The following is a 23,464-nucleotide window of genomic DNA, read 5'->3' as shown; positions in this document are numbered from 1 at the left end:
GCAGTCACCTCGCGCCAATCGGCGCGGGCGAGACCGCCAGTAACTACACGTCCTTGACCACCATCTCCTTCCGTCCGGAGAAATAGTCCACCGTGAGCTTGGTGACCGTGCCAGACAGGAACGCCAGGCCAATCAGGTTCGGCAGCGCCATGAAGCCGTTGAGCAGCGTGCCCACCGCCCACACCAGCGGTACGGAGATCACCGAGCCCACCATTATCAGCGCGACGAAGATGCCGCGGTACAGCTTGATCAGCGACGAGCCGAACATGAACTCGAAGCACTTCTCGCCGTAGTAGCACCAGCCGATCAGCGTCGAGAAGCCGAAGAGGAAGCTCGACAGCGCCACGATGCCAGAGGCAAACGGGATGTGCGTGCCCAGCGCCGCGGCCGTGAGGTCGCCCGAGGCGGCCTGGTAGGCCGGGTCTGTCCACAGGCCCGACTCGAGGATCACGAAGGCCGTCATCGTGCAGACGAGGATCGTGTCGATGAAGACCTCGAACACGCCCACCGTGCCCTGTTCCACCGGGTGCTTCACGTTGGCCACGCCGTGCGCGATCGGCGCCGAGCCGAGACCGGCCTCGTTGGAGAGCACGCCGCGGCTCACGCCGGCCTGGATGCCCTGCGCCACCGTCGCACCGGCGAAGCCGCCGACCGCCGCCGTGGGATTGAACGCATCCTGCACGATCATCATCAGCACGCCCGGCAGGGCCGTGATGTTGAGCAGCACGAAGCCCAGCGCGGCGGCGAGGTACAGCACGATCATCGCCGGCACCAGCTTCTCCGTCGTCGCGGCGATGCGCTTGATGCCGCCCAGCAGCACGAGGCCGACGGCCACCGTGATGATCACGCCCGGTACCCACTGCGGCACGCTGAGCCCGACGATGGTATCCATCGCGCTCACGAAGGTGCGGGCCACCGTGTTCGACTGCGCCATGTTGCCGGTGCCGAACAGCGCGGCGCACATGCCGAAGAAGGCGAACATCATCGCCAGCGCCTTGCCGAGCCCGGGGTTCGAGACGCCACGCTGGATGTAGTACATCGGGCCCGAGGCCAACTCGCCCGTGGCCGTCCGCACCCGGAAGTGCACGCCCAGCACCGCCTCGGCGTACTTCGTCGCCATGCCCACCGTGGCGCACATCCACATCCAGAAGATCGCGCCCGGGCCACCGATCAGGATGGCCGTGGCCACGCCGCCGATGTTGCCGTTGCCGACCGTTGCCGCGAGCGCCGTCGCCAGCGCCTGGAAGGGCGTGATGGTGCCCTCCTTGCCCTCCGCCTTGCCGAACAGGCCGGCCAGCGACATCCGCACCGCCGTTCCGAAGCGGGCGATCTGCACGAAGCCGGTCTTGTACGTCAGCCAGCCGCCCACGATCAGCAGCACGACGGGCATCGCCAGCGGTTGCCAGACCCACGCGTCAATCGCCGTGATCTGGTTGGTCAGTTGTTCCATTGGGGTGCGGTCCGGGGGAAGGGGAGGAAGCGATACGACGGAACGATCAGCCGGCGAACATCCCGCGCGCCGTCATCACAATGACGAACAAGATCGCGAGGGGCGACACATACTTGATGAGGAATACCCAGGCAGCCGCGCCGGGGAACTTGGCGCCGTTCGAGGTCAGCTCCGCCAGCGCTTTGTCGGCGCCCCAGACCCAGCCGACGAAGATCGAGATCAGCAGGCCCCCGATCGGCAGCGCCCAGTTGTTCCAGACGGTCGCCATCAAGGTGAGGAAATCCATCTCCACCACCGGCAGCGAGCCGAGTGCAGGCACCGCACCCTGCGAGAGCACGGAGGGCACCGCCAGCAGCGTGATGAGCAGCGTCAGGCCGCCCACGGCCTTCTTGCGGTCCCAGCCGCGGTCCACCAGCGCCGCCGTCGGCACCTCGAGCAGCGAGATCGTGCTCGTGAGCGCGGCGAGCCCCAACAGCAGGAAGAAGGCCGCACCGAAGAGGTGGCCACCCGGCATCGTGGCAAACAGCTGCGGCAGCACGGCGAAGATCAGGCCGGGGCCGCTGGCGGAGGGATCAAAGCCGACGATCGAGAAGCCGGCCGGGAAGATGATGAAGCCGGCAAGCAGCGCGACGAGCGTATCGAGGCTCGCCACCCACGCCGCGGAAGTCACCGCGTTCTCCGTCTTCGCGAGGTAGCTGCCGTAGGTGATCATGCAGCCCATACCCAGCGACAACGAGAAGAAGGCCTGGCCCAGCGCCCCGTTGATCATTTGGATGTTGCCGAGCTGCGAGAGGTCCGGCTTGAGGTAGTACGCGATGCCCGCCTCGGCGCCCGGCAGCATGAACGCCCGGATGGCCAGCAGCACCAGCAGACCGAGCAGCGCCGGCATCATCACCTTGGAGGCGCGCTCGATGCCCTTCTGCACGCCGCCCAGCAGCACCACCGCTGTGAGCACCAGCACCGCCAGCGACATCGTCACGTTGATGCCGCCGCGTGCGACGTAGGAGCCGAAGAACTGACCGATCTCGCCCGGCGACACACCGACCGCGCCGGTCGCGGAGAAATAGATGTAGGAGATCGTCCAGCCGGCAATCACGGCATAGAACGACAGGATGCCGACGCCGGCCAGCACGCCCAGCGACCCGACGATCCACCACGGCGTCTTGGGCTTCGTGACCGCGAAGGCCTCGATCGGCGACTTGCCCGAGGAGCGGCCCAGCGCCAGCTCGGCGATCATGATCGGAAAGCAGATCAGGAACACGCAGGCCAGGTAGAGCAGCACGAAGATCGCGCCGCCACCGCGGCCGACCTGCATCGGGAAGCCCCAGATGTTGCCGAGGCCGACCGCCGAACCGGCGGCGGCGAGGATGAAGCCGAGGCGAGAGCCCCAGTTGCCACGGGTGCTGGAAACGCTCATTGGGAGGGCGCGATCCGTCGCACAGGGTCGAGAAGGGGGGCAGTCGCGCGCGGCGCGACCGTCATCACGCGGCGGACCCGATGCGCACGCGCGACCCGCGTATCCTAGAGGGCAGCGGCGTCAAGTCAAGTAAATGCTGGGTCGGATGGCTCGGATCTGCCGGTCCGGCCGCCTTGGGTGCGACCGGCCCCTGTGCCTCACGCCTGCTTGGCCGCCGGCACGTCCGTGACCCCGCCGGACACGATGAACGCCAGCACGTCCGAGCTCACCGCGTCCAGCCGCGTGACCCGACTGGCCGGTACCACCACCAACTGTCCCGCGAAGTTGTACGACTGCGGGAAGTACACGGCGACGTCCTGCTCCAGGCCGAGACGCGCGAGCGTCTGCTGCGTGATGAAGCCAAACGAGCGCACCGCGCCGTCCGCCGAGAGCTGCACCAACACGGGACTGTCGAAGCGGCGCTTCTCGCCCACGAAGGCGTCGAGCAGGTCCTTCGTCGAGTTGTAGAGGATGCGCACGAAGGGCAGGCGGTCCACCCAGCGCTCCAACTGCTCGATCAACGAGTTCCAGATCAGCGTCGAGCCTAGGAACCCAACCAGTGTGATGGCAGCGAGCGTGAGCACCAAGCCGGCGCCCGGCAGGGGCAGGCCGAGCCACCCGTCGATCGTGCGGAGGATGACCAGGCAGACCGCCACGGTGACGGCGAGCGGGACGGTCAGGACAAGTCCGCGCAGGAAATAAGTCGCGAGTCGGCTCATAGGGGTCGGCAACGGCTGCGGGGGGACGAGCGTACCTTCTGAGACGTTCCGCAGAAGATAACCCTGAACCCGACGTCCCGATGCCCGTGCGAATCCCTCGCCTCGCCCGCCGCCTCGCGTTGCTGCTGCTCGTCGCGCCGATCGCGCTCTCGGCGCAGGCGCGCAAGCCGCTGACGCAGGACACTTACGATCTCTGGCGCACGATCCTGCAGCCGACGCTCTCCGCTGATGGGCGCTGGGCCGTGTACACGCTGTCGCCGACAGTGGGCGATGGCGAACTGATTGCGCGTTCCACGTCCGGCAGCACGGAGTACCGCGTGCCCCGCGGCTCCACGGGGCGGCCGCTGCAGTCGGTTGCCGGATCCGCGTTCTCGCCGCAGGCCGCGCAGGTGACGGGCGATTCACGCCACGTGCTCTTCCTGCAGTATCCCGCGCAGGCTGCGTTGGACTCAGCCCGCGCGCGCCGTGCACGCGCGGCCGACCAGCCGCGGAACGGCCTTGCCATCCTCTCGCTGGCTGACGGCGACGTGACGCGCATTGAGCGCGTGCGGGGCTTCCAGGTCGCGCGCGATGGTGGACGCTTTGTCGCGTATCAGGTCGAGGCCGATTCGGCGGCAGGTGGAGCAGGTGGTGGAGCGGCCGGAGCAGGCGGCGCGGCCCGTGGGGCAGGGCGTGGCGCTGCCGCAGCCGGCGATTCCGCGCGTCCGCCCGCCCGGCGCAAGGACAGCGGCAGCACGCTGGTCATTCGCGACCTGGCCAGCGGCGCCGAGACACGCGTGGAGCACGTGAGCAACTACGAGCTGCACGACTCCGAGCGCTGGCTGGCCTACACCGTGGTCTCGAACGACAGCACCGTAAAGGACGGCGCCTACGTCCGTGAGCTCTCGACGGGCACCGTGACGGCACTCAAGGAAGGTACGGGCAACTATCGCAGTCTCGCGTTCGACGAGGCCGGCACGCAGCTCGCGTTCATCACGGATGCCGACCAGTGGGGGCAGGAGACGGTGCGCTTCGCGGCGTACCACGCCGCACTGACTGGCCCGCGTGGGCGCGGCGGTCCGCAGGCCGCTTCGCGCATCGTCGCGGCCAGCGATGTCCCCGACGGCATGCAACTCGCCGAGCGCGCACGCGTGGCGTTCGTGAAGGACGGCGGCGTGCTGCAGCTCGGCATCTCGAAGGTCCTGCCCGATTCGATCCCGCAGGACTCGTTGACCGACAAGGCCCTCGTGGACCTCTGGCACTGGCAGGACACGCGTCCGCAGCCGATGCAGCGCCTGCAGGCCGGGCAGGATCGCAATCGCCAGTACACGGCGGTCTACCACGTGGCGAGCAAGCGCTTCCGGCCGCTGGCCAATGAGGATATGCCGAACGTCACGCTGTCGGATGACGGGCGCAGCGCGGTGGCGACGACGAACGTGCCCTACGCACTGGAAGCCGCGTACGGCGAGGGCGGCAACGATGTCTATGTGATCAACACCACGACCGGCGAGGCGCGAAAGGTCGCGACGCGCATTCGCGGCGGTGGCCAGCTCTCGCCGGGTGGCCGCTACGTGGCTTGGTGGGAAAACGGGCAGTGGCAGGTGCACGACATCGCGGGCAACCGCACGCGCACGGTGACGGCAGGCATCCCCGACGTGAAGTTCGAGCGCGAGACGCACGACACGCCCTCCGAGCCGACGCCCTGGGGCATCGGCGGCTGGACGGGCAACGACCAGCACGTGCTGATCTACGATCGCTATGACGTGTGGGAGATCGATCCGGCCGGCACGCGCGTGGCACGCAACCTGACCGACGGCGTGGGGCGGCGCGAGAACCTCACCTTCCGGTTGATCGACCTCGAGCCCGAGGAGCGCGCCTACGACGCGTCCAAGCCGCTGACGCTGCGCACGTTCAACAACCGCACGAAGGAAGCTGGCGTGTACCGCGACCGGGTGGCGGCGGCCTCGCAGCCCGAGCGCGTGATGATGGCGCCGAAGTCCTGGCCGGTGCTGCGCAAGGCGCGCAATGCGGAGCAGTACCTCGCCACACGGGCGGACCATCGCGAATATCCGGATCTCTGGACCGGCCCGAGCTTCACGCAGCTCACGAAGATCTCCAACGCGATGCCCGAGCAGTCGCAGTACCTCTGGGGCAACGTGGAGCTGACGTACTGGCTCAACAGCGATGGCGTGCCGATGGAGGGCCTGCTGTACACGCCGGAGGGCTTCGACCGCACGAAGCAGTATCCGATGCTCGTCTACTTCTACGAGCAACTGTCGGACAACCTGCACAACTACACGCGGCCCGCCGGCCGCAACATCATCAACCCGACGGTCTACACCTCGCTGGGCTACGTGGTGTTCATGCCGAACATCCACTACACCGAGGGCTACCCGGGCCCGAGCTCGGTCAAGAGCATCGTCCCGGGTGTGCAGAGCCTCATCGCCAAGGGCTTCGTGGACCCGAAGCGCATTGGCATCGGCGGCCAGAGCTGGGGCGGCTACCAGACCGCCTACATCATCACGCAGACGAACCTCTTTGCCGCCGCGGTGCCGAACGCCACGGTGATCAACATGACCTCGGCCTACGGCGGCATCCGCTGGGGTTCGGGCGTGGAGCGCGCGATCGTGAACTACGAGCGCGGCCAGAGCCGCATCGGTGGGTCGCTGTGGGAATACCCGGAGCGCTACATCGAGAACTCGCCGCTGTTCTTCCTGGACCGCCAGACGACGCCGGTGCTCTTCATGGCCAACGACAACGACGGCGCGGTGCCGTGGTACCAGGGCATTGAGTACTGGGTCGCGATGCGCCGTCTGGGCAAGGAGGCGTACATGGTCAACTACATCGGCGACGAACACAACCCGCGGAAGTACGCCAACCAGAAGGACATCGACCGGCGCATGCAGGAGTTCTTCGCCAACAAGTTGCTCGGCGCGCCGGCGCCCGACTGGATGAAGTCGGGCATCCCGTTCCTCGAGCGGGGGCGGGATCAGTTGAACCGGTAGTCTTGCTGGGATTCGTGTGGCGGTTCGGGCGCAGTGGTTCGGACAGCTTGGTGTGGTTTGCCACAGAGGCACAGAGACAGAGAGGACTGCTACTGCAACGACAACGAAAAACTGAAGGGGGAGTGGCGGACGAATCTGTCCGTCACTCCCCCTTCAGTTTGTCGTGCTCCGTGTCTCTGTGTCTCTGTGTCTCTGTGGCAAAACCTCAGCGCACAGAACCGTCAGGACCGCTCCGACACTTCAGCGCACGCCGAACTCGGCCGGCGGCAGCGACTGCAAGTACTTCCATACAGCTGTCATTTCCACGGGCGTCATCAGCTTCGTGGCCTGCACCGGCATCATCGGATTGATGGCGGATCCGTCGGGGCGCACGCCGTCGGTGAGTGCCTTGGAAAAGGCCGCATAGTCGTACTTCGACAGGCCGGTCGGCGTCAGGTTTGCCGACGGCGGCCAGTCGGGCGGTGCACCCTGAATCTTGCCACCGCTGAAGTTCGGGCCGTGGCAGCCCGAGCAGCCACCCATCGCGAGGTAACGACCGTACTCGACCGTCGAGTCCACCGCGACCGCCGGGACCACGTCCGTCGTGTGTGTGACCTTGTCCGCCGGGAACCACGGCATCTGTCCCGCCGCGTACAGGGCCCGAGCCAGGGGGCCGGGTTGGATCGGGACCTCGTCGCGGTCCACCGGGGGGAGAGTCTTGATGTAGGCGATGATCACGCCCACGTCATCGTCCGACAACAGCGCGTACTCGTTCGACGGCATGATCAGCAGGCGCCGGCCGGTCTTCGTCGTGCCGTGCCGGATCGCCCGTTCGAAGTCCGCGTCGGTGAAGCCCGTGACGCGGCTGCCGCGGCCCGACGTGAGGTTCGGCGCGGCGATCGTGCCGATGGCAGGGTCCGCCACCATCACCAGGCCGCCGTAGTCCTGGCCGTGGCAGTCCGCGCACTTGGCGAGGGCCTTGGTGACGTGCTCGCCGCGGGCGACCGCCGAGTCACCGGTTGGGGCCGTGAACGCGTGGGTCCGGTCCGGGACCGTGGCCTTGAGTTCCTTGTTCGTCCAGACGTACAGACCAGCCACCGCGACAGCCACCAGCAACAGCAGCCCGCTGAGGGCAAAGCCGATGATGCGCAGGAAACGCATAGGGAAACCGTGCTCCAACGTTGTGGGTTGAGGGGGGTAGCGCGGTGCACTACGGTGCCGCTTCCCGGAAGTTGCGGCAAGGGAGGGAAGGAACGCGCCGAGTACCCTTGCCGCGCCGAATCCCGTATTCTTCCCGCCATGACGTCCACCTCTCGACCCGACCAAGCCGCCGCGCCGGCCAAGGCCGCGCCAGCCCCCGAGGAATCGCGGGCCTGGTCGATCGAGCAGGCCAAGGCCCTCTATAACATCGAGGGCTGGGGCGACGGATTCTTTGACGTCAACGCCAAGGGCCGCGTCGTCGTGCGTCCAGACCGCAGCCAGCCCGAGCGCACGCTCGACCTGTTCGAGCTTGCCCACGACCTCGAGGCCCAGGGCGTCGGCCTGCCGGTGCTCTTGCGCTTCAGCGAGATCCTCAAGGCGCGCATCGAGATGCTGCACGACCGCTTCGCGCGCGCCATCGAGGAGTTCCAGTACGAGGGGCGCTACACCACGGTCTATCCGATCAAGGTCAACCAGCAGCGCCACGTGGTGGAGGAGATCGTCGAGTTCGGTACCGCGACCGGCGTCGGCCTCGAGTGCGGCTCCAAGCCAGAGCTGCAGGCGGTGCTCGCGCTCAGCGACCGCACCGACCACTTGATCATCTGCAACGGCTACAAGGACGAGGAGTTCATGCGCCTCGCCTTGATGGGCCAGCGGCTGGGGCACACGGTCATCATCGTCATCGAGCAGGTCAGTGAGCTCGAGGTGCTGCTGCCAGTCGCCGAGGAGCTCAAGATCACGCCCACCATCGGCGTGCGCATCAAGCTCTCCAGCGAGGGCTCGGGCCGCTGGGCGCAGTCCGGCGGCGAGAAATCCAAGTTCGGGCTTACCTCGGCGCAGCTGATGCAGGTCATCGACCGGCTGAAGGCCACGGGCAACGAGTCCTGGCTCAAGCTGATCCACTTCCACTTGGGCTCGCAGATCACCGACATCCGGTTCATCAAGCGCGGCCTGCAGGAAGTGAGTCGCTTCTATGTGGAGCTGCGGCGACTTGGGCTGGACATCAAGTGGGTGGACGTCGGCGGCGGACTGGGTGTGGACTACGACGGCACGCAGTCCACCTCGCAGGCCTCGATGAACTACTCGGCGCAGGAGTACGCGAATGACATCGTGTATACCTTGGCCGAGACTTGTCGCGAGGAGTCGCTGCCGTTCCCGGACATCATCTCGGAGTCCGGGCGTGCCCTGACGGCCCACCACGCGCTGATGCTGCTCAGCGTGATCGACGTGGAGTCGGCCAACGATCCCTCGCCGCCCACGCTCACCGACGACGACCACGCGCTGTTGCACGAGATGAGCGAGGACCTGAAGACGGTCTCGCGCAAGAACGTCTCGATGCGGCGCATCCGCGAGATCTACCACGACGCCGTCTTCGACAAGGAGAAGGCGCAGCAGCTCTTTGCCTCGGGCGTGCTCTCGTTGCGCGAGCGGGCCCTGGCCGAGCAGTACTACCTCTGCACGCTGAATGCGGTCGCCAAGGTCGTGAACGGCAAGCGGGAGTCCTTCGACGACATCATCCGCGACCTCGATGCCGCCCTGGTGGACCGCTACTTCGCCAACTTCTCGCTGTTCCAGTCGCTGCCCGACAATTGGGCCATCGACCAGCTGTTCCCCATCATGCCCATCCACCGGTTGCACGAGGAGCCGACGCGGCGGGGCACGATCCAGGACGTCACCTGCGACTCCGACGGCAAGATCGACCGCTTCATCGGCGGGCGCGATGGCCAGCCCTCCCTGCCACTGCACGTCTTCCGCGACGGCGAGGCCTACATCCTCGGCATCTTCCTCACGGGCGCCTACCAGGAGATTCTCGGCGACTTGCACAATCTGTTCGGGGACACGAATGCCGTGCACATCCGTCTGCGAGGCGACGCCTACGAGGTGACACACCTCGTGCACGGTGATACCGTGACAGAAGTGTTGAACTACGTGCAGTTCCGTGCGTCCGACCTCTTGGCGACGTTCCGGCGCAAGGTGCAGTCGGCGCGCGGCCTCTCGCGCGACGAAGCCAACCTGTTCATCGCCGAGTACGTGGCGGGGTTGGAGGGCTACACGTATCTCGAGGGTGAGGCGGCGCGATAGGGTCGCCTCAACGTTTGCACCCCTTCACGGGTAAACCAGTGGTGACTGCGCGCGCGATCATCCGCGGCGCGCCGTGATCGTTCCTTTCAACCGACGTCACCGGTGATTCCTTCTGTGCCGTTCCTCCTCGCCGCGACTGGCGAGGCTGCTGGCTTCGAGCACCTGCTGCTCGTGCTCGTCGCGACGATCGCTGCGACAAAGCTGTTCGGCGAGATCGCGCAGCGCATTGGCCAGCCGGCCGTGCTCGGCGAGCTCATCGCCGGCGTTGTGCTTGGCGGCAGTGTGCTCGGGTTGTTCAACCCCGACGATGCGGTGCTGCACTCCCTGGGTGAACTGGGTGTGCTCATCCTGCTCTTCCAGATCGGCCTGCACACCGACCTGCGCTCGCTGGCCAAGGTGGGTTCCACGGCGCTGTTCGCCGGACTCGTCGGCGTGATCCTGCCCTTCATGGGTGGCGTGTTCGTGTCGCAGGCGATGGGCGTGGACCTGATGCCCAGCATCGTGATCGGGGCGGCGCTCACGGCCACATCCATCGGCATCTCGGCACGCGTGCTGTCGGACCTGGGTCAGCTCCGGACGCCCGAGGGCCAAGTGGTGCTCGGCGCCGCGGTCTTTGACGACGTGATCGGACTGATCATCCTCTCGATCGTCGCCAGCATGGTGGCCGGTGACGGCGTGACACTTGGCAGCATCGTGACGACCTCGGCCGTGGCCATCGGGTTCGTCGTGGTGGCGATTGCCGCCGGCAGCGTGGCCATTCCGCCGCTGTTCAAGCTGGTGGAGCGCATCCAGGTCACGGGCGCGCTGGGCACGATCGCCCTCGGCTTCGCGCTGCTGCTGGCCTGGCTGGCGGCGCAGTCGGGTTCGGCGATGATCATCGGCGCGTTTGCCGCGGGTCTCATCCTGCACCCGACGCCGCAGCGCAAGGACATCGAAAAGAGCGCGACGCAGTTCGGCTTCTTCTTCGTGCCCCTGTTCTTCGCGTCCGTCGGTGCCTCGGTGGATCTCGGGGCGTTGTTCACGCAGGAGGCGATGGTCATCGGCAGCCTGCTGATCATCGTCGGCGTGGTGGGCAAGGTGGTCGCTGGCTACGCGCCCTGGTGGTTCAAGGGCAACAAGCTGCTGGTGGGCGTGGCCCTGGTGCCGCGCGGTGAGGTGGGCCTGATCTTCGCCAAGCTTGGCCTCATGGCCGGCGTACTGACGAACGCGCGCTTCGGCGCCCTGATGCTGATGGTCGTGGTCACCACCTTCCTGACGCCGCCTATCCTCGGCGCCATCGCGGCCCGTCGTGAGCCGAACGTGCTCGACGCGGCGGACCAGAGCGGCATCGACGACCTCGTCGTCGGCAGCCATCGCCGGCAGTCCAAGACGCCTCCGCCGCCGATGCCGCCGTCGCACTAGCGTCGGGTTTCGTGCGCTGAGTTGTTTGCCACAGAGGCACAGAGACACAGAGGTGTCGGCTCGCGCAGACGCCCTCTGTGTCTCTGTGCCTCTGTGGCAATCAGTTCTGTCCGTCCCAGCACCGAACGCATCGGTGCCGCGCGAACTCAGCGCGACGCGTACCGCTTGGCCACCGCCGACCAGTCCACCACGTTCCACCAGGCGTCGATGTAGTCCGGCCGGCGGTTCTGGTACTTGAGATAGTAGGCGTGCTCCCAGACATCGAGGCCGAGCAGCGCGTGCTTGCCTTCCATCAGGGGATTGTTCTGGTTCGGCGTGCTCTCGACCGTCACGCTGCCATCCTTGGCCGCCACGAGCCAGGCCCAGCCCGAGCCGAAGCGACCCGTCGCCTGCGCCTTGAAGGCGTCGCGGAACTTGGCGAAGTCGCCAAACGCCGACTTGATCGCGCCGCCGAGGTCGCCGCCGGGCTCGCCGCCCGCCTTGGGGGCCATCGTCGCCCAGAACAGCGAGTGGTTCCAGTGGCCGCCGCCGTTGTTGCGCACCGCCGTGCGCACCGCCTCCGGCACGTTCGCGATGTCGGCGCAGATCTGGTCCAGCGACCAACCCGCAATCTCCGGCGCCTTCTCGATCGCCGCGTTCAGGTTGTTGACGTAGGCCTGGTGATGCTTGCCGTGATGGATCTCCATCGTCTGCGCGTCGATGTGCGGCTCGAGCGCGTTGGCGGCGTAGGGCAGGGCAGGAAGCGTGTGTGCCATCAGGACGTCCTCGGGGAATCAGGTGAAGGCATCGCCTTGCCGCGGTTGGACCGCGACTTCCACCAGCCGTAGATGCCGGGCGTGATGGACAGCAGGATGATGCCGATGATCAACTTCTCGACGTGGTGCTCGAGGCCTGGGACCAACTTCACCACGTAGTATCCGGTCAACAACATCGACCAGATCCAGAGCAGGCCGCCGATCACGTTGTAGAACACGAACGTGGGATAGTGCATCTTGGCGGCCCCGGCCACCACGGGGGCGAACGTTCGCGCGAAGGGCATGAAGCGCGCGAGGATGATCGTCTTGCCGCCGTGACGCTCGTAGAAATCATGCGCGGCGCGCAAATGTTCCTGCTTGAACCAGCGCGAGTCCGGCCGCGTGAACAGCGCCGCGCCGGAGCGCCGACCGATGGCATACGCGATCTGGTCGCCGATGATGGCGGCGCCACTGCAGAGCGCGCCGAGCGTCCAGACGTTGAGGTTCACCAGCGGGTCGTGCGCGGCGGCCACGAGGCCCGCGGTCACCAACAACGAATCGCCGGGCAGGAACGGGAAGAGCAGGCCCGTCTCGATGAAGATGATCGCGGTCACGCCCACATAGCCAGCGGTTGCGACCAGCGACTCGAGGTCGCGCAGCTGCGCCAGCAGGTCGGTCAGGAATTCCATGACCCTAAGCTAGCGGGGGGCCGGACGGTTTCCACACGGGCCCGCGGTGAAGCCCTTGGCTGTGCGACCGGGGGCGCGGGTCGCCACTACCTTTCCGCGCATGTCCCAGCTCTCGCGCGTCGCGATCATCCTCAACAAGCCGCAGGATCCCGTCAACATCGCCGCGGTCGTCCGCGTGATGAAGAACTTCGGCTTCGACGACCTGCGGCTGGTCGAGCCGGTGCCCTACGATCCTTGGCGCATTGAAGGCGTGGCGCACGGCACGCGCGACCTGGTCGAGAAGATCCGCCACTTCGATTCACTGGACGCCGCGCTCGAGGACTGTGTGTTCGTCGCGGCCTTTGGCGCCAAGCGCCGCGCACACCGATGGCCGGTCATCGAGCCGCGTGCGTTGGCGCCCGTCGTGCTCGAACGCGCCGAGGCGGGACCGGTCGCGCTGCTCTTCGGGCAGGAGGACCACGGCCTGCCTAACGAGGCCATCGATCGGGGCCAGGTCCTGGTGCGCATTCCCACGACGGAGCACGCATCACTCAACGTCGCACAGGCGGTGTTGGTCGCGGCCTACGAACTGCACCTCGCCGCCGGCGACGCCACGCGCCGCGTGGCCCGACACAAGCACGCCGCGCCACTGCCGACGCAGGCGGAGTGGGAACGCGCGCTGGGCGACATCGACCGCTCGCTCGCGGCGATTTCGTTCTACCGGACCCGCAATCCCGAGCACATCATGCGCAGCGTGCGCTCCCTGCTGAATCGTGCCGCGCCGGACAGCCGGGAGCTGACGCTCGTCCGAGCGATGGGAATCGAAGTCCTCCGTACCATCGACCGCGTGAAGCGGGGGCTTGAGCCCGAGTGAGTTCGCGGTCCATCTCCCGTCGTTACGCGCACTTGCGAGTCCCCTGCGTGCAGTCCATTTTTCGGCGTTCCAAAACGCTTGTGAAATCCTTCACAAGCCGAGTAGACCATTCGGATTTCCCTCACTCCGACTCTCTGGCTGATGACTGGTCGTAGCAAGTGGGTTCTGATTCCCGGCATCGCGACCATCGCGGTAGTCGTGACGATGCTCTCCGCCTATGCGGGCTCCCAGACGGCGGCCGACGCGGCCCAGCCCGCAGCGCAGGAGACGGCGACGCAGGCGGCGAATCGTGAAGCGGCCGGCAAGGCCAAGCCAGGTCCCTGGGCCTACAGCGGCGCCTCGGGCTACACCTTCTATGTAGGTGGCGGCATGGGCCGCTCGCCCGAGCAGCCGGTGAAGTTCCCGCACCCGGTGCACGTGAACTCGCTGCAGATGAACTGCGCGTTCTGCCACAACGCCGCGGGACAGTCGCCCGACCCGGGTCTCCCGGCGGTCGGCACCTGCATGGCCTGCCACACGCTGGTCGGTGGCGATCGCCCCGAGATCCAGAAGCTGCAGGCCTATTGGAACGCCCGTCAGCCCGTGCCCTGGGTGCGCGTGCACAAGGTGCCGGAGTACGTGCACTTCCCGCACATGCGCCACGTGAACGCCGGCGTGACCTGCCAGACCTGCCACGGGCAGGTGAACAACATGCAGCAGGTCTTCCAGGCCCAGTCGCTCAACATGGGCTGGTGCGTGCAGTGCCACGTGAACGGGTACTCGCCCGCCGAGGGCATGCGCGCCGCGGGTCAGGAACCCGACTCCGCCACGCTCGCGCTGCCGCGCAAGAAGGCGTCGTACGACTGCGCCACCTGCCACTACTAGGATCGCGATGACTCCCGATACCACGGAAGCCACCCAGGGAACCGCGGAGCGCGCGGCCGTCAAGCGCCGCGAGTTCCTCAAGGTCCTCGGCGTCTCCACCGCCGCCACCGCCGCCGTCGGCTGCGGCACGGGCGATGTCGAGAAGCTGATTCCTTATCTCGTCTCGCCGGACAACACCGTCCCCGGCGTCTCGAACTACTACGCGACCACCTGCCGCGAGTGTGCGGCCGGCTGTGGCCTCATCGTCGAGGTGCGCGACGGCCGGGCCATCAAGGCCGAGGGCAACCCGGCACACCCGGTCAACCGCGGTGCGCTCTGCGCCCGCGGCCAGTCGTCACTGCAGGGCCTGTACAATCCGGACCGCTACCGCGGCCCGATGAAGCGCGAGGGCGATCGCCTTGTGCCCACGACCTGGGACGACGCGATGGGCATCCTCGCGCAGCGTCTCGGCGAGGTGCGCAGCCGCAACGCCGGCTCGCGCGTCGCCTTCATCAACCAGCACGAGCAGGGCAGCTTCCCGGCCTTCCTCGACCAGGTGCTCGCGGGCTACGGCATCGCGCCGCACCTCAGCTATGACGCCGAGGCGCCGGTGGCCACGGCGCAGGCCAATCGCGCGGCCTACGGCAGCTCCTGGCCGCACCACGAGCTCAGCGCCGCCGACCTCATCGTCTCCTTCTCGGCGGACTTTCTCGACGGCTGGGGCGCGCCGGTGCCGCAGCAGCTCTCGTTTGCCGAGGCCCGGGGCAAGGTCGAGGGCGCCCCGCGCTTCATCTATGTGGGCGCTCGCCGCAGCCTGACGGGGTTGAACGCGGATTCCTGGATTCCCGCGCGTGCGGGCTCCGAGCTCGCCATCGTCAACGCGTTGATGGGTCGTGGCTCGCTGGCTGCCGCCGCTGAGGAGGCCGGCGTCGCCGTCGCCCTGCTCGAAGGACTTCGCAGCGAGATCCGCGGCGCGTCGGCGTCGGCGCTCATCGCCGGCGGCTACACGTCGAACAGCGGCGAGCTGGCTTCGGCGGTGGCGGAGCTGAACCGGCAGCTGGGCAACGTCGGCAGGACGATTCACCCGGACCGCAGCCTGACGGCGTTTGACGGCATCGCCTCGCACGCCGAGCTGCGCGGCCTGGTCGAGCGCATGAACAACCGCGGCGTGGATCTCATCATGGTCCGCAACGCCAACCCGGTGTTCACCACGCCGCCGTCGCTGGGCTTCAGCGCGGCCTTCGTGAACGTCGGCTTCAAGGTCTCCTTCTCGACCATCAAGGACGAGACCTCCGAGCTCTGCGACCTGGTCCTCCCCGACCACCACAGCCTCGAGAGCTGGGGCGACGCCGAGCCGGTGCGCGGCACGCTCTCGTTGCAGCAGCCGGTGATGGACCCGGTGTTCGATTCGCGCTCCACGGCGGACGTGTTGCTCTCGGTCGCCAAGGGCGACCCGTCGCTGGCCTCGCGCTTCCGCTACGACGACTATCGCGAGTGGATCGCCAGCCGCATCGGCGGCAACGCGAACCTGCGGACGGCGTTGCCGACGGCGCTGACGCGCGGCAACGCTGCGACGCGCAACGTGCCTGCCGCACGCACAAGCCCGGTCACGGGCAACGCGGGCGATGGCGAATATCAGCTCATCACCTATCTCTCGCCGACGCTCGGCGACGGCCGTGGCGCGAACAAGCCCTGGCTGCAGGAACTGCCGGACCCCGTCACCAAGATCTGCTGGCAGACCGTGGTCGAGATGCACGGCGAGACGGCCGCAAAGCTCGGCGTCGAGGACGGCGACATGGTCACCGTCACGACGGGCGCGGGCTCGCTGACGGCGCCGGCGTTGATCTACCTCGGCATCCGTCCCGATACGATTGCCGTGGCCCTGGGCCGCGGGCACTCGGACGCCGCCGGTCGCTACGCGACTGCCGGTGGCAACGCCTACGGCTTACTCGCTGCGGCAGAAGACGCGCGTAGCGGCGCGGCGGTCTACGGCGCCGGTCGTGCGAATGTCAGTCGGGCTTCAGGCAACGCCCGCTTGGTCACCACCGAAGGTTCGGGCCGCCAGCACGGCCGCAATATCGCGCAGGCGACGACGGTGGCGGCGATCCTCGCCGGCTCGAACTCCGTCGAGCACCACCACTTCGACGGCCAGGCCAGCACGGACTTCCTCCCCGGCCTACGGTCGCCGACCGCGAACGACGCGCAGGGCGAGTTCGGCGTGCCGGGCTCGAAGGACAAGGGCCAGTACGATCCCAATCACTGGTCGGGTGCCGCCAAGCGCCGCTGGGCGATGACCGTTGACCTCGCCAAGTGCACGGGCTGTTCGGCCTGCGTGACGGCCTGCTACGCCGAGAACAACATCCCGACGGTGGGCGCGGAGTGGCAGGGCGCGCAGATCATGCCCGACCGCACGGGCTTCGGCGCCAACATCACGCGCTCGCGCGAGATGGCCTGGATCCGCCTCGAGCGCTACTACGAGCTGGACCGTGAGCCGAAGGACGTGAAGTTCGACGATGCGCATCCGGACTTCGAGACGCGCTTCATCCCGATGATGTGCCAGCACTGCGGCAACGCGCCGTGTGAGCCCGTCTGCCCGGTGTACGCCACGTACCACGCGCCGAACGGCCTCAACGTGCAGGTCTACAACCGCTGCGTCGGCACGCGCTACTGCTCGAACAACTGCCCGTACAAGGTCCGCTACTACAACTGGTTCGGCTACGGCGATCCGAACCGCACGCAGTACGCGTTCCCGGAGCCGCTGCACTGGCAGCTCAACCCGGACGTGACCGTCCGCAACAAGGGCGTGATGGAGAAGTGCACGTTCTGCGTGCAGCGCATCAAGGAAGCGGAGAACCGCGCCGCGCTCGAGGGCCGCGACCTGCAGCCCGATGAGTTCACGGTGGCCTGCGCGCAGGCCTGCCCGTCGCGCGCGATCATCTTCGGCGATGCGGCCGATGAGAACTGGTCGGTGGCCAAGTGGGCGAAGGACCGGCGCGCCTACCACGTGTTCGAGGAGCTCAACACCTACACGGCGGTGGTCTACTTGCAGAAGGTCAACCATCCGGCGCCTGCGGCGTCGGCCAACGCGTAAGGGGGGCGGCGACCATGGCAACACTCGCGCAGCCCGTCGACGAACCGCGTCGGCCGAACATCGCGTCCGCCGATATCCAGCTGCCCGCAGTCAAGGACTACGAGCAGGTCGATACCGAGATCCTGTCGGTCCTGAAGCCGACGGGGGCCTGGTTGGTCGGCCTCCTCACGGCCGTCGGCTGCCTCGGACTCGGCATCTTCTCCTGGGGCTACCAGATCCACCAGGGACTCGGCGTCGCGGGCTACAACCCGCCGGTGATGTGGGGCGTCTACATCATCACCTTCGTGTTCTGGGTCGGTATCGGCCACGCCGGCACGCTGATCTCGGCGATCCTCTATCTCTTCCGCGCCGGCTTCCGCACCACGATCTACCGCGCCGCCGAGGCGATGACGGTGTTCGCGGTGATGACGGCGGGCCTGTTCCCGATCATCCACATCGGCCGGCCCTGGAAGTTCTTCTGGCTGATCCCGTATCCGAACTGGCGCCTGCTCTGGCCGAACTTCAAGTCGCCGCTGGTCTGGGACGTGTTCGCGATCACGACGTACCTGACGATCTCGACCACCTTCCTCTTCGTCGGCCTCATCCCCGACATCGCGGTGCTGCGTGACCGGGAGAAGAACCCGATCCGCAAGCAGATCCTGTCGGTGCTCTCGTTCGGGTGGCGCAACAGCGAGCGCGAGTGGCGCCACTTCGCCCGCGCCTACCTGTTCCTCGCCGCGTTCTCGACGCCGCTGGTGCTCTCCGTGCACTCGGTGGTGTCCTTCGACTTCGCGATGGGCATCGTGCCGGGCTGGCACACGACGATCTTCCCGCCCTACTTCGTCGCCGGCGCCATCTTCTCGGGCTTCGCGATGGTGTGGACCATCGTCATCCCGATGCGCCGCTGGTTCAACCTCAAGCACTACATCACGCTGAACCACCTCGACGCCTCGGCGAAGATGGTGCTGTTCACGTCGCTGGTGGTGGGCTGCGCCTACCTCGTCGAGTTCTTCATCGCCTGGTACGGCGGCGTGAAGTACGAGCAGGACTACTTCTGGAACCGCGTGTTCGGCCAGTGGTGGTGGGCCGCCTGGATCATGCTGACCTGCAACATGATCCTGCCGCTGTCGCTGTTCTCGCAGAAGCTGCGCCGCAACCCGATCTGGCTCTGGGTGCTCTCGATCTTCATCAACCTCGGCATGTGGTTCGAGCGCTTCGTGATCGTCGTGCCCTCGCTGTCGCACGACGTCGAGCCCTGGCAGTGGTCGAGCTACGTGCCCACCTGGGTGGACATGGGCCTGCTCATTGGCTCCTTCGGCTGGTTCTTCATGTGGTTCCTGCTGTTCGTGAAGCAGCTGCCGATCATGGCGCTGGCGGAGATCAAGGAGATCGTGCCGCCGCGGATGAAGAAGGCGCACTCGTCGCAGGGAGGGCACTGAGATGCATATCGGCATGATCGGGGTCTTCCACGAGCTGGACTCGACCGTCGAGGCCATCGAGGAGCTCAAGCACAAGGGGCTGGGCAAGCTGACGGCATACTCGCCGACGCCCCGCCACGAGCTGGAGCACGCCATCGACCCGCCGCAGAGCGGCGTGCGTAAGTTCACGCTCATCGGCGCGCTCTCGGGCGTCTGCTTCGGCTACTGGATCGCCATCTGGGGCTCGGAGTACTGGCCGCTGGTCGTGGGCGGCAAGGCCATCTCCACCTGGCTGCCGTACACGGTGTTCGGCTTCGAGGTGATGGTGATGGTCGGCGCGCTGTCGACCGTGTTTGGCATGTTCTTCCTGGCGGGCATCCCCCGCCTTGTCGATACCGTTGGCTATGATCCGCGCTTCAGCGCGGGCCACTACGGCGTCTGGTGCGAGTGCGCGCCCGACAAGCTGGCCGAGGTGGAACAGGTGATGCGCCGGCACGGCGCGGTGGAGGTGCGCGGTGAGCGCTAAGCTGACGTTTCGCAGCGCCGCTACGGCGCTGCTCCTGCCGCTGGCCCTGACGGCCTGCGACCCCAAGGACTGGATCACCGACTTCCAGCAGCAGCCGTCGGTGGGCACCTGGCAGAAGTTCTCGATGGACGCCGCCAAGGGCGATTCCATCGCCTTCCGCGGCATGCCCCAGGGCTCGGTGCCGACCACGGGTGTCGCGCTGGCCGAGTGGGAGGTGTCGTACACGCCGTCCTTCGCAGCCGTGGACTCGATGTCGCGCCTGGAGAACCCGGTGGCGGCCGACCCGCGCTCGATCGCCAACGGGCATCGCCTCTATCAGGTGAACTGCGCCGTCTGCCACGGCGATCTTGGCGATGGTCGTGGCAAGGTCGCCGAGGTGTCGGGCATTGCCTTCGTGCCGCCGATCAACGGCGCCGCGACCGCCGCCCGCAGCGATGGCTACATCTTCGGCATGCTCCGTAACGGGCGTGGCCTGATGGCCTCGTTCAACCGCATCCCGGAGCGCGAGCGCTGGGACGTCGTCAACTACATCCGCGGCCTGCAGGGCCGCTACCAGGTGCCGACGAACCGCACACTGTTCCCGGGGCAGGCGTCCTCGTTCAGCGCGATGAGCGCGGTTGCGCCGACGATGCCGGCCGCGGCCGTGAAGCCGAGCACCGAGGGCACGGTGGCCAAGCCGGAGAAGGCGGCCGCCGAGGGCGAGCACGGGGGAGACCACTAAGATGAGCCACCAGCACCATTACTCGCCCCCACGCGACCAGTTCATCGAGGTCCTGCGCGGCAAGACGATGCCGGCGCGGCTCAAGACGGTCTCGCTGGCGTTCGCCGCGCTGGGCTTTGCCCTCTTCGCGTTCGGCGCCTTCACCGGCGAGCAGCGCGCCTGGACGGCATTCCTCGTCAACTGGCTGTTCTTCACGACGATTGCCTCCGCCGGCGTGATGTTCGTCGCCGTGCAGCGCATCACCACCGCGCGCTGGTCGCGCGGCATCGTGCGGTTCATGGAGGGGTTTGTCGCCTTCCTGCCGTTCGCGGCCGTCGGCCTGCTGATCATCATCTTCGGCGGCAAGGACCACATCTACCCGTGGTGGAACGAGGTCGGCACCGGACGGCTGATCGCGGAGAAGGAGGCGTACTTCAACCACGGCTTCTTCTACCTGCGCTCGCTGGTGGTCTTCGGCGCCCTGCTGCTGCTGCAGGTCTGGTACGTCTGGACCTCGGTGCGCCTCGACGTGGGCATCACGCCGGAATACGGCGCCTCTTGGGCGGCCGGCCTGCGCGCCAAGATGCGCCAGGGCTTCGGCGAGGAGCGGCGTGAGCTGCACAGCACCCACTCGCTGCAGGGCAAGCTCGCCGTCATCATGGCGATGGTCTTCGGCTTCGGCTGGTGCGTGCTCGCCTGGGACCACTCGATGTCGCTGGACTACCACTTCTTCAGCACGATGTACGGCTGGCAGGTCTTCATGGGCGGCTGGCTGGTGTCGCTGATGATGCTGGCCGTGCTGGTGCGTTGGTGGAAGGGCCAGTTCCCGGAACTGCCGGAGCTCGTGACGGACAAGCACTATCACGACCTCGGCAAGCTCGGCTTCGCGTTCACCGCGTTCTGGGGCTACCTGACCTTCTCGCAGTTCCTGATCATCTGGTACGGCAACCTGGCGGAGGAGACGCACTTCTTCACCGTGCGCCTCAACCACACCTGGGGCACGACGACGATGGCGGCGGCGGTGCTGACCTTCGTGCTGCCGTTCTTCGGCCTGCTCTCGGTCAAGGCCAAGACCTTCTCGCCGACGATGATCTTCTTCGCGGCCTGCTCGTTTGTGGGCCTCTGGTTCTCGCGCTACACGGAGATCTATCCGTCAGTATTCGGCGCCCACGCCGAGCACGCGCCGCTGGGCCTCTGGGAGGTCGGCATCTTCGCCGGCTTCGCCGGCCTCTTTGCCTGGGCCTACGCGCAGTTCATGGACGCCTTCCCGAAGGCGCAGGTCTTCAAGATGACGTCGCCGTATCGCGACGAGGTGCAGGTGCCGGTGGATCCGAAGACGATGGAGCCGTTGCCGGCGCACGAGTAAGACGAAGGACGGAGGTAGTAGGACGGAGGCAAACAGCAATGCGGGGGTCGGCTTGGCGCCGATCCCCGCATTGTCTTGTCGTTCGCTGCTGTCCTCCGTCCTCCGTCTCTCAGCCCAACGCAAACCTCTCCATATCTCCCAAGCCCATCGCCCCCGACACCCGGCGCAGTTCCTTGCCGCCCTCGTAGAGAATCAGCGTCGGGATGCCGCGGATGTTGTGCAACTGGGCGATCGCCTGGGCGCGGTCGGTGTCGAGCTTGGCGACGAGGAACTTCCCGATGTGCTTGGCGGCGAACTCGTCGAACACCGGCGCCATCATCTTGCAGGGGCCGCACCAGTCGGCGTAGTAGTCCACCAAGACGGGCACGCTGCTCTCGCTGACCACGCGATGGAAGCTGTCGGCGTGGAGCATAAAGGGGCGGTCGAGCAGGATGGGCTTGCCGCAGTCCCCGCACTTGGGGCGGTCCGCGGCGCGCTCGGCGGACACGCGGTTCCAGCGCGCGCAGAAGGGGCAGGGCAGCGTGTAGTGCTGCGAGAGGGGCTCGGCAGTGGTCTCGTGCATGGAGCGGGCGGGTCGAGGGTTCGGTCTGCTGCCTAAGAAATCCTAGACGCCGTCGCGGAGTTCGCCTATCGGCGGACTGCCCTCACCGGCGTGGGGCATTATCTTACGGGTGCGGGGCGTTAGCTCAGCTGGGAGAGCACCTGCTTTGCAAGCAGGGGGTCGCCGGTTCGATCCCGGCACGCTCCATTCCACCTCGGGTCGTCGCGGCGCTGCGTCGCCGCGGCGGCCCGTTGTGCACCTGCCCGTGTCGCCACCCTTTCGCACAGCACTCCGATGACTTCCACTCAAGTGTCCGCCGTCCCCGCGGTCGGCTCCGTCGCCCCCGACTTCACGGTCGACACCACCAGTGGGGCGCAGGTCACGCTCTCCAGCTTCCGCGGCAAGTCGAACGTGCTGCTGGCGTTCTTTCCGCTGGCCTTCACCTCGACCTGCACGGCCGAGATGTGCGCGTTCACGGACGAGTACGCGGAGTTCGAGCGGCAGGACGTCGTCGTCATTCCCATCAGCGTGGATGCCGTGCCGTCGCTCAAGGCCTACAAGGCACAGTACAAGTTGGCGGTCGAGCTGGCCTCGGATTTCCGGCGCCAGGTCTCGCGGGCCTACGGCACCCTGCTGGAGCACACGTTCTTCTCGAACCGCGCCTACTTCCTAATCGACAAGCAAGGCGTCGTGCGCTGGTCCCACGTCGAGGCGACGCCAGGGCACCGGCGCGAGAACGCGGAGATCCTCGCGGAGATCGCGAAGCTCTAGGTCGTCGCAGATCGAGCGGCGCAGGCGGTGGCAGGGCACAGCTGCCAGCCCGCCACGATTCTTCACGCCGCACACGCGGATCCGAGCGCGCGGCGGACCCCCCGGCCGCCGGCCCCCGGACCCACGCGTCCCTGCGCGTCGCTCAGACCTTGATCTCGATCTTCTTGGGCTTGGGCAGCTCCGCCTTCGGCACCCGCACGGTCAGCAGGCCCTGCGCGAAGTCGGCCTCGATGCGGTCCTCGGCGACGTTCTGCGGCAGCTGGAAGCTGCGACGGAACGAGCCCGTCACGCGCTCCACGACGTGCCAGCGCGCCGACTCGGACTCACGGCGCTCGGACACTTTGTCTCCACGCACGGTGAGCACGCCGTTGTCGGCCGTGATCTCCACGCGCGCCGGATCCACACCCGGCAGCTCCAGCTCAAAGCGATAGCCCTGCTCGTCCTCCCGGACATCCACGGCCGGCACCCACTGGCTCGCGGACTCGCTGCCGCGGCCCACGACGTCGTCAAACAGGCGGTCCATCTCGCGGCGCAGCGTGAACAGCGGCGCCAAGGTCGTGCGGTACACCATTGGTTGGCTCCTCCACTTGGATCGGTTGGTGGTCTCGAGGCCTGTCGCGCCCCGTCGGCGACGAGATGCGCATCGGGCGTGCCACGCGGGACTTGCCGACACGGCGCACTG

General features: G+C 67.2%; 19 protein-coding genes and 1 tRNA gene. 12 read left to right on the top strand and 8 right to left on the bottom strand.

Going from position 1 to position 23,464, the window contains the following annotated elements:
* Positions 1-43: 43 nt before the first annotated feature.
* From KF709_01840 to KF709_01830, 3 genes are all read right to left on the bottom strand, one after another.
* Positions 44-1,450 carry a sodium:alanine symporter family protein gene (locus KF709_01840; GenBank protein MBX3173129.1) on the bottom strand — a complete coding sequence of 469 codons (1,407 nt, stop codon included), beginning with the start codon at positions 1,448-1,450 and terminating at the stop codon, positions 44-46.
* Between the two features lie 46 nt (positions 1,451-1,496).
* Positions 1,497-2,867: a sodium-dependent transporter gene (locus tag KF709_01835; GenBank protein ID MBX3173128.1), complete on the bottom strand. Its 1,371-nt coding sequence runs from the start codon at positions 2,865-2,867 to the stop codon at positions 1,497-1,499.
* A gap of 197 nt (positions 2,868-3,064) precedes the next feature.
* Entirely contained in the window at positions 3,065-3,637 is a 573-nt protein-coding gene (locus tag KF709_01830) for a DUF502 domain-containing protein (GenBank protein MBX3173127.1), read from the bottom strand.
* 74 nt (positions 3,638-3,711) lie between these two features.
* Between KF709_01830 and KF709_01825 the strand changes: the two genes are divergently transcribed.
* On the top strand, positions 3,712-6,609 hold the full coding sequence (locus KF709_01825; GenBank protein MBX3173126.1) for a S9 family peptidase: 2,898 nt from the start codon (positions 3,712-3,714) through the stop codon (positions 6,607-6,609).
* Between the two features lie 240 nt (positions 6,610-6,849).
* On the opposite strand, the gene KF709_01820 is transcribed toward KF709_01825, so the two are convergent.
* Complete coding sequence (locus KF709_01820) at positions 6,850-7,749, bottom strand: c-type cytochrome (protein ID MBX3173125.1); 900 nt, start codon at positions 7,747-7,749, stop codon at positions 6,850-6,852.
* Between the two features lie 138 nt (positions 7,750-7,887).
* Between KF709_01820 and speA the strand changes: the two genes are divergently transcribed.
* Complete coding sequence (gene speA, locus KF709_01815) at positions 7,888-9,870, top strand: biosynthetic arginine decarboxylase (GenBank protein ID MBX3173124.1); 1,983 nt, start codon at positions 7,888-7,890, stop codon at positions 9,868-9,870.
* 114 nt (positions 9,871-9,984) lie between these two features.
* On the top strand, positions 9,985-11,271 hold the full coding sequence (locus KF709_01810) for a cation:proton antiporter (GenBank protein ID MBX3173123.1): 1,287 nt from the start codon (positions 9,985-9,987) through the stop codon (positions 11,269-11,271).
* Positions 11,272-11,417: 146 nt separating this feature from the next.
* Here the strand turns inward: KF709_01810 and KF709_01805 are convergent, their stop codons facing one another.
* Positions 11,418-12,026 (bottom strand): superoxide dismutase, encoded by a 609-nt coding sequence (locus KF709_01805; protein ID MBX3173122.1) that lies wholly within the window; start codon positions 12,024-12,026, stop codon positions 11,418-11,420.
* Positions 12,026-12,694, bottom strand: coding sequence for a VTT domain-containing protein (locus tag KF709_01800; protein ID MBX3173121.1), 669 nt, complete (start codon positions 12,692-12,694; stop codon positions 12,026-12,028). The genes KF709_01805 and KF709_01800 overlap by 1 nt, the downstream gene beginning before the upstream one ends.
* Before the next feature lie 100 nt (positions 12,695-12,794).
* Here KF709_01800 and KF709_01795 point away from each other — a divergent pair, with 100 nt between their 5' ends.
* From KF709_01795 to KF709_01765, 7 genes are all read left to right on the top strand, one after another.
* Positions 12,795-13,547, top strand: coding sequence for a hypothetical protein (locus KF709_01795; protein ID MBX3173120.1), 753 nt, complete (start codon positions 12,795-12,797; stop codon positions 13,545-13,547).
* 141 nt (positions 13,548-13,688) lie between these two features.
* Positions 13,689-14,411, top strand: coding sequence for a cytochrome c3 family protein (locus KF709_01790; GenBank protein MBX3173119.1), 723 nt, complete (start codon positions 13,689-13,691; stop codon positions 14,409-14,411).
* A gap of 7 nt (positions 14,412-14,418) precedes the next feature.
* Positions 14,419-17,481 (top strand): 4Fe-4S dicluster domain-containing protein, encoded by a 3,063-nt coding sequence (locus tag KF709_01785; protein ID MBX3173118.1) that lies wholly within the window; start codon positions 14,419-14,421, stop codon positions 17,479-17,481.
* Positions 17,482-17,495: 14 nt separating this feature from the next.
* A complete protein-coding gene (gene nrfD / locus KF709_01780; GenBank protein MBX3173117.1) occupies positions 17,496-18,899 on the top strand; it encodes a polysulfide reductase NrfD in 1,404 nt (467 codons plus the stop codon).
* 1 nt (position 18,900) lies between these two features.
* Positions 18,901-19,404 (top strand): DUF3341 domain-containing protein, encoded by a 504-nt coding sequence (locus KF709_01775; protein ID MBX3173116.1) that lies wholly within the window; start codon positions 18,901-18,903, stop codon positions 19,402-19,404.
* Positions 19,394-20,125 (top strand): cytochrome c, encoded by a 732-nt coding sequence (locus KF709_01770; GenBank protein MBX3173115.1) that lies wholly within the window; start codon positions 19,394-19,396, stop codon positions 20,123-20,125. The genes KF709_01775 and KF709_01770 overlap by 11 nt, the downstream gene beginning before the upstream one ends.
* A 1-nt stretch (position 20,126) precedes the next feature.
* Positions 20,127-21,470, top strand: a complete 1,344-nt coding sequence (locus tag KF709_01765; GenBank protein ID MBX3173114.1) for a hypothetical protein — start codon at positions 20,127-20,129, stop codon at positions 21,468-21,470.
* Positions 21,471-21,579: 109 nt separating this feature from the next.
* On the opposite strand, the gene trxA is transcribed toward KF709_01765, so the two are convergent.
* A complete protein-coding gene (gene trxA / locus KF709_01760; protein ID MBX3173113.1) occupies positions 21,580-22,032 on the bottom strand; it encodes a thioredoxin in 453 nt (150 codons plus the stop codon).
* Between the two features lie 113 nt (positions 22,033-22,145).
* Here trxA and KF709_01755 point away from each other — a divergent pair.
* A tRNA-Ala gene (locus KF709_01755) sits at positions 22,146-22,218 on the top strand.
* An 87-nt stretch (positions 22,219-22,305) separates the two neighbouring features.
* Entirely contained in the window at positions 22,306-22,782 is a 477-nt protein-coding gene (locus tag KF709_01750) for a redoxin domain-containing protein (protein MBX3173112.1), read from the top strand.
* A gap of 142 nt (positions 22,783-22,924) precedes the next feature.
* On the opposite strand, the gene KF709_01745 is transcribed toward KF709_01750, so the two are convergent.
* Entirely contained in the window at positions 22,925-23,353 is a 429-nt protein-coding gene (locus KF709_01745) for an Hsp20/alpha crystallin family protein (protein ID MBX3173111.1), read from the bottom strand.
* Positions 23,354-23,464 lie beyond the last annotated feature (111 nt).

It is taken from the genome of Gemmatimonadaceae bacterium (genome assembly GCA_019637445.1).
In the GTDB taxonomy this organism is placed as follows: domain Bacteria; phylum Gemmatimonadota; class Gemmatimonadetes; order Gemmatimonadales; family Gemmatimonadaceae; genus Pseudogemmatithrix.
The sequence above is the reverse complement of the archived record's forward strand: the minus strand, read 5'-3'. Positions and strand labels throughout refer to the sequence as shown.

Excerpts from the sequence above, each read along its gene's own strand:
- KF709_01840 (MBX3173129.1), bottom strand. The coding sequence starts at position 1,450 with ATGGAACAACTGACCAACCAGATCACGGCGATTGACGCGTGGGTCTGG.
- KF709_01835 (MBX3173128.1), bottom strand. The coding sequence starts at position 2,867 with ATGAGCGTTTCCAGCACCCGTGGCAACTGGGGCTCTCGCCTCGGCTTC.
- KF709_01820 (MBX3173125.1), bottom strand. The coding sequence starts at position 7,749 with ATGCGTTTCCTGCGCATCATCGGCTTTGCCCTCAGCGGGCTGCTGTTG.
- speA (MBX3173124.1), top strand. The coding sequence starts at position 7,888 with ATGACGTCCACCTCTCGACCCGACCAAGCCGCCGCGCCGGCCAAGGCC.
- KF709_01805 (MBX3173122.1), bottom strand. The coding sequence starts at position 12,026 with ATGGCACACACGCTTCCTGCCCTGCCCTACGCCGCCAACGCGCTCGAG.
- KF709_01800 (MBX3173121.1), bottom strand. The coding sequence starts at position 12,694 with ATGGAATTCCTGACCGACCTGCTGGCGCAGCTGCGCGACCTCGAGTCG.
- KF709_01795 (MBX3173120.1), top strand. The coding sequence starts at position 12,795 with ATGTCCCAGCTCTCGCGCGTCGCGATCATCCTCAACAAGCCGCAGGAT.
- KF709_01790 (MBX3173119.1), top strand. The coding sequence starts at position 13,689 with ATGACTGGTCGTAGCAAGTGGGTTCTGATTCCCGGCATCGCGACCATC.
- KF709_01785 (MBX3173118.1), top strand. The coding sequence starts at position 14,419 with ATGACTCCCGATACCACGGAAGCCACCCAGGGAACCGCGGAGCGCGCG.
- nrfD (MBX3173117.1), top strand. The coding sequence starts at position 17,496 with ATGGCAACACTCGCGCAGCCCGTCGACGAACCGCGTCGGCCGAACATC.
- KF709_01775 (MBX3173116.1), top strand. The coding sequence starts at position 18,901 with ATGCATATCGGCATGATCGGGGTCTTCCACGAGCTGGACTCGACCGTC.
- KF709_01765 (MBX3173114.1), top strand. The coding sequence starts at position 20,127 with ATGAGCCACCAGCACCATTACTCGCCCCCACGCGACCAGTTCATCGAG.
- trxA (MBX3173113.1), bottom strand. The coding sequence starts at position 22,032 with ATGCACGAGACCACTGCCGAGCCCCTCTCGCAGCACTACACGCTGCCC.
- KF709_01750 (MBX3173112.1), top strand. The coding sequence starts at position 22,306 with ATGACTTCCACTCAAGTGTCCGCCGTCCCCGCGGTCGGCTCCGTCGCC.
- KF709_01745 (MBX3173111.1), bottom strand. The coding sequence starts at position 23,353 with ATGGTGTACCGCACGACCTTGGCGCCGCTGTTCACGCTGCGCCGCGAG.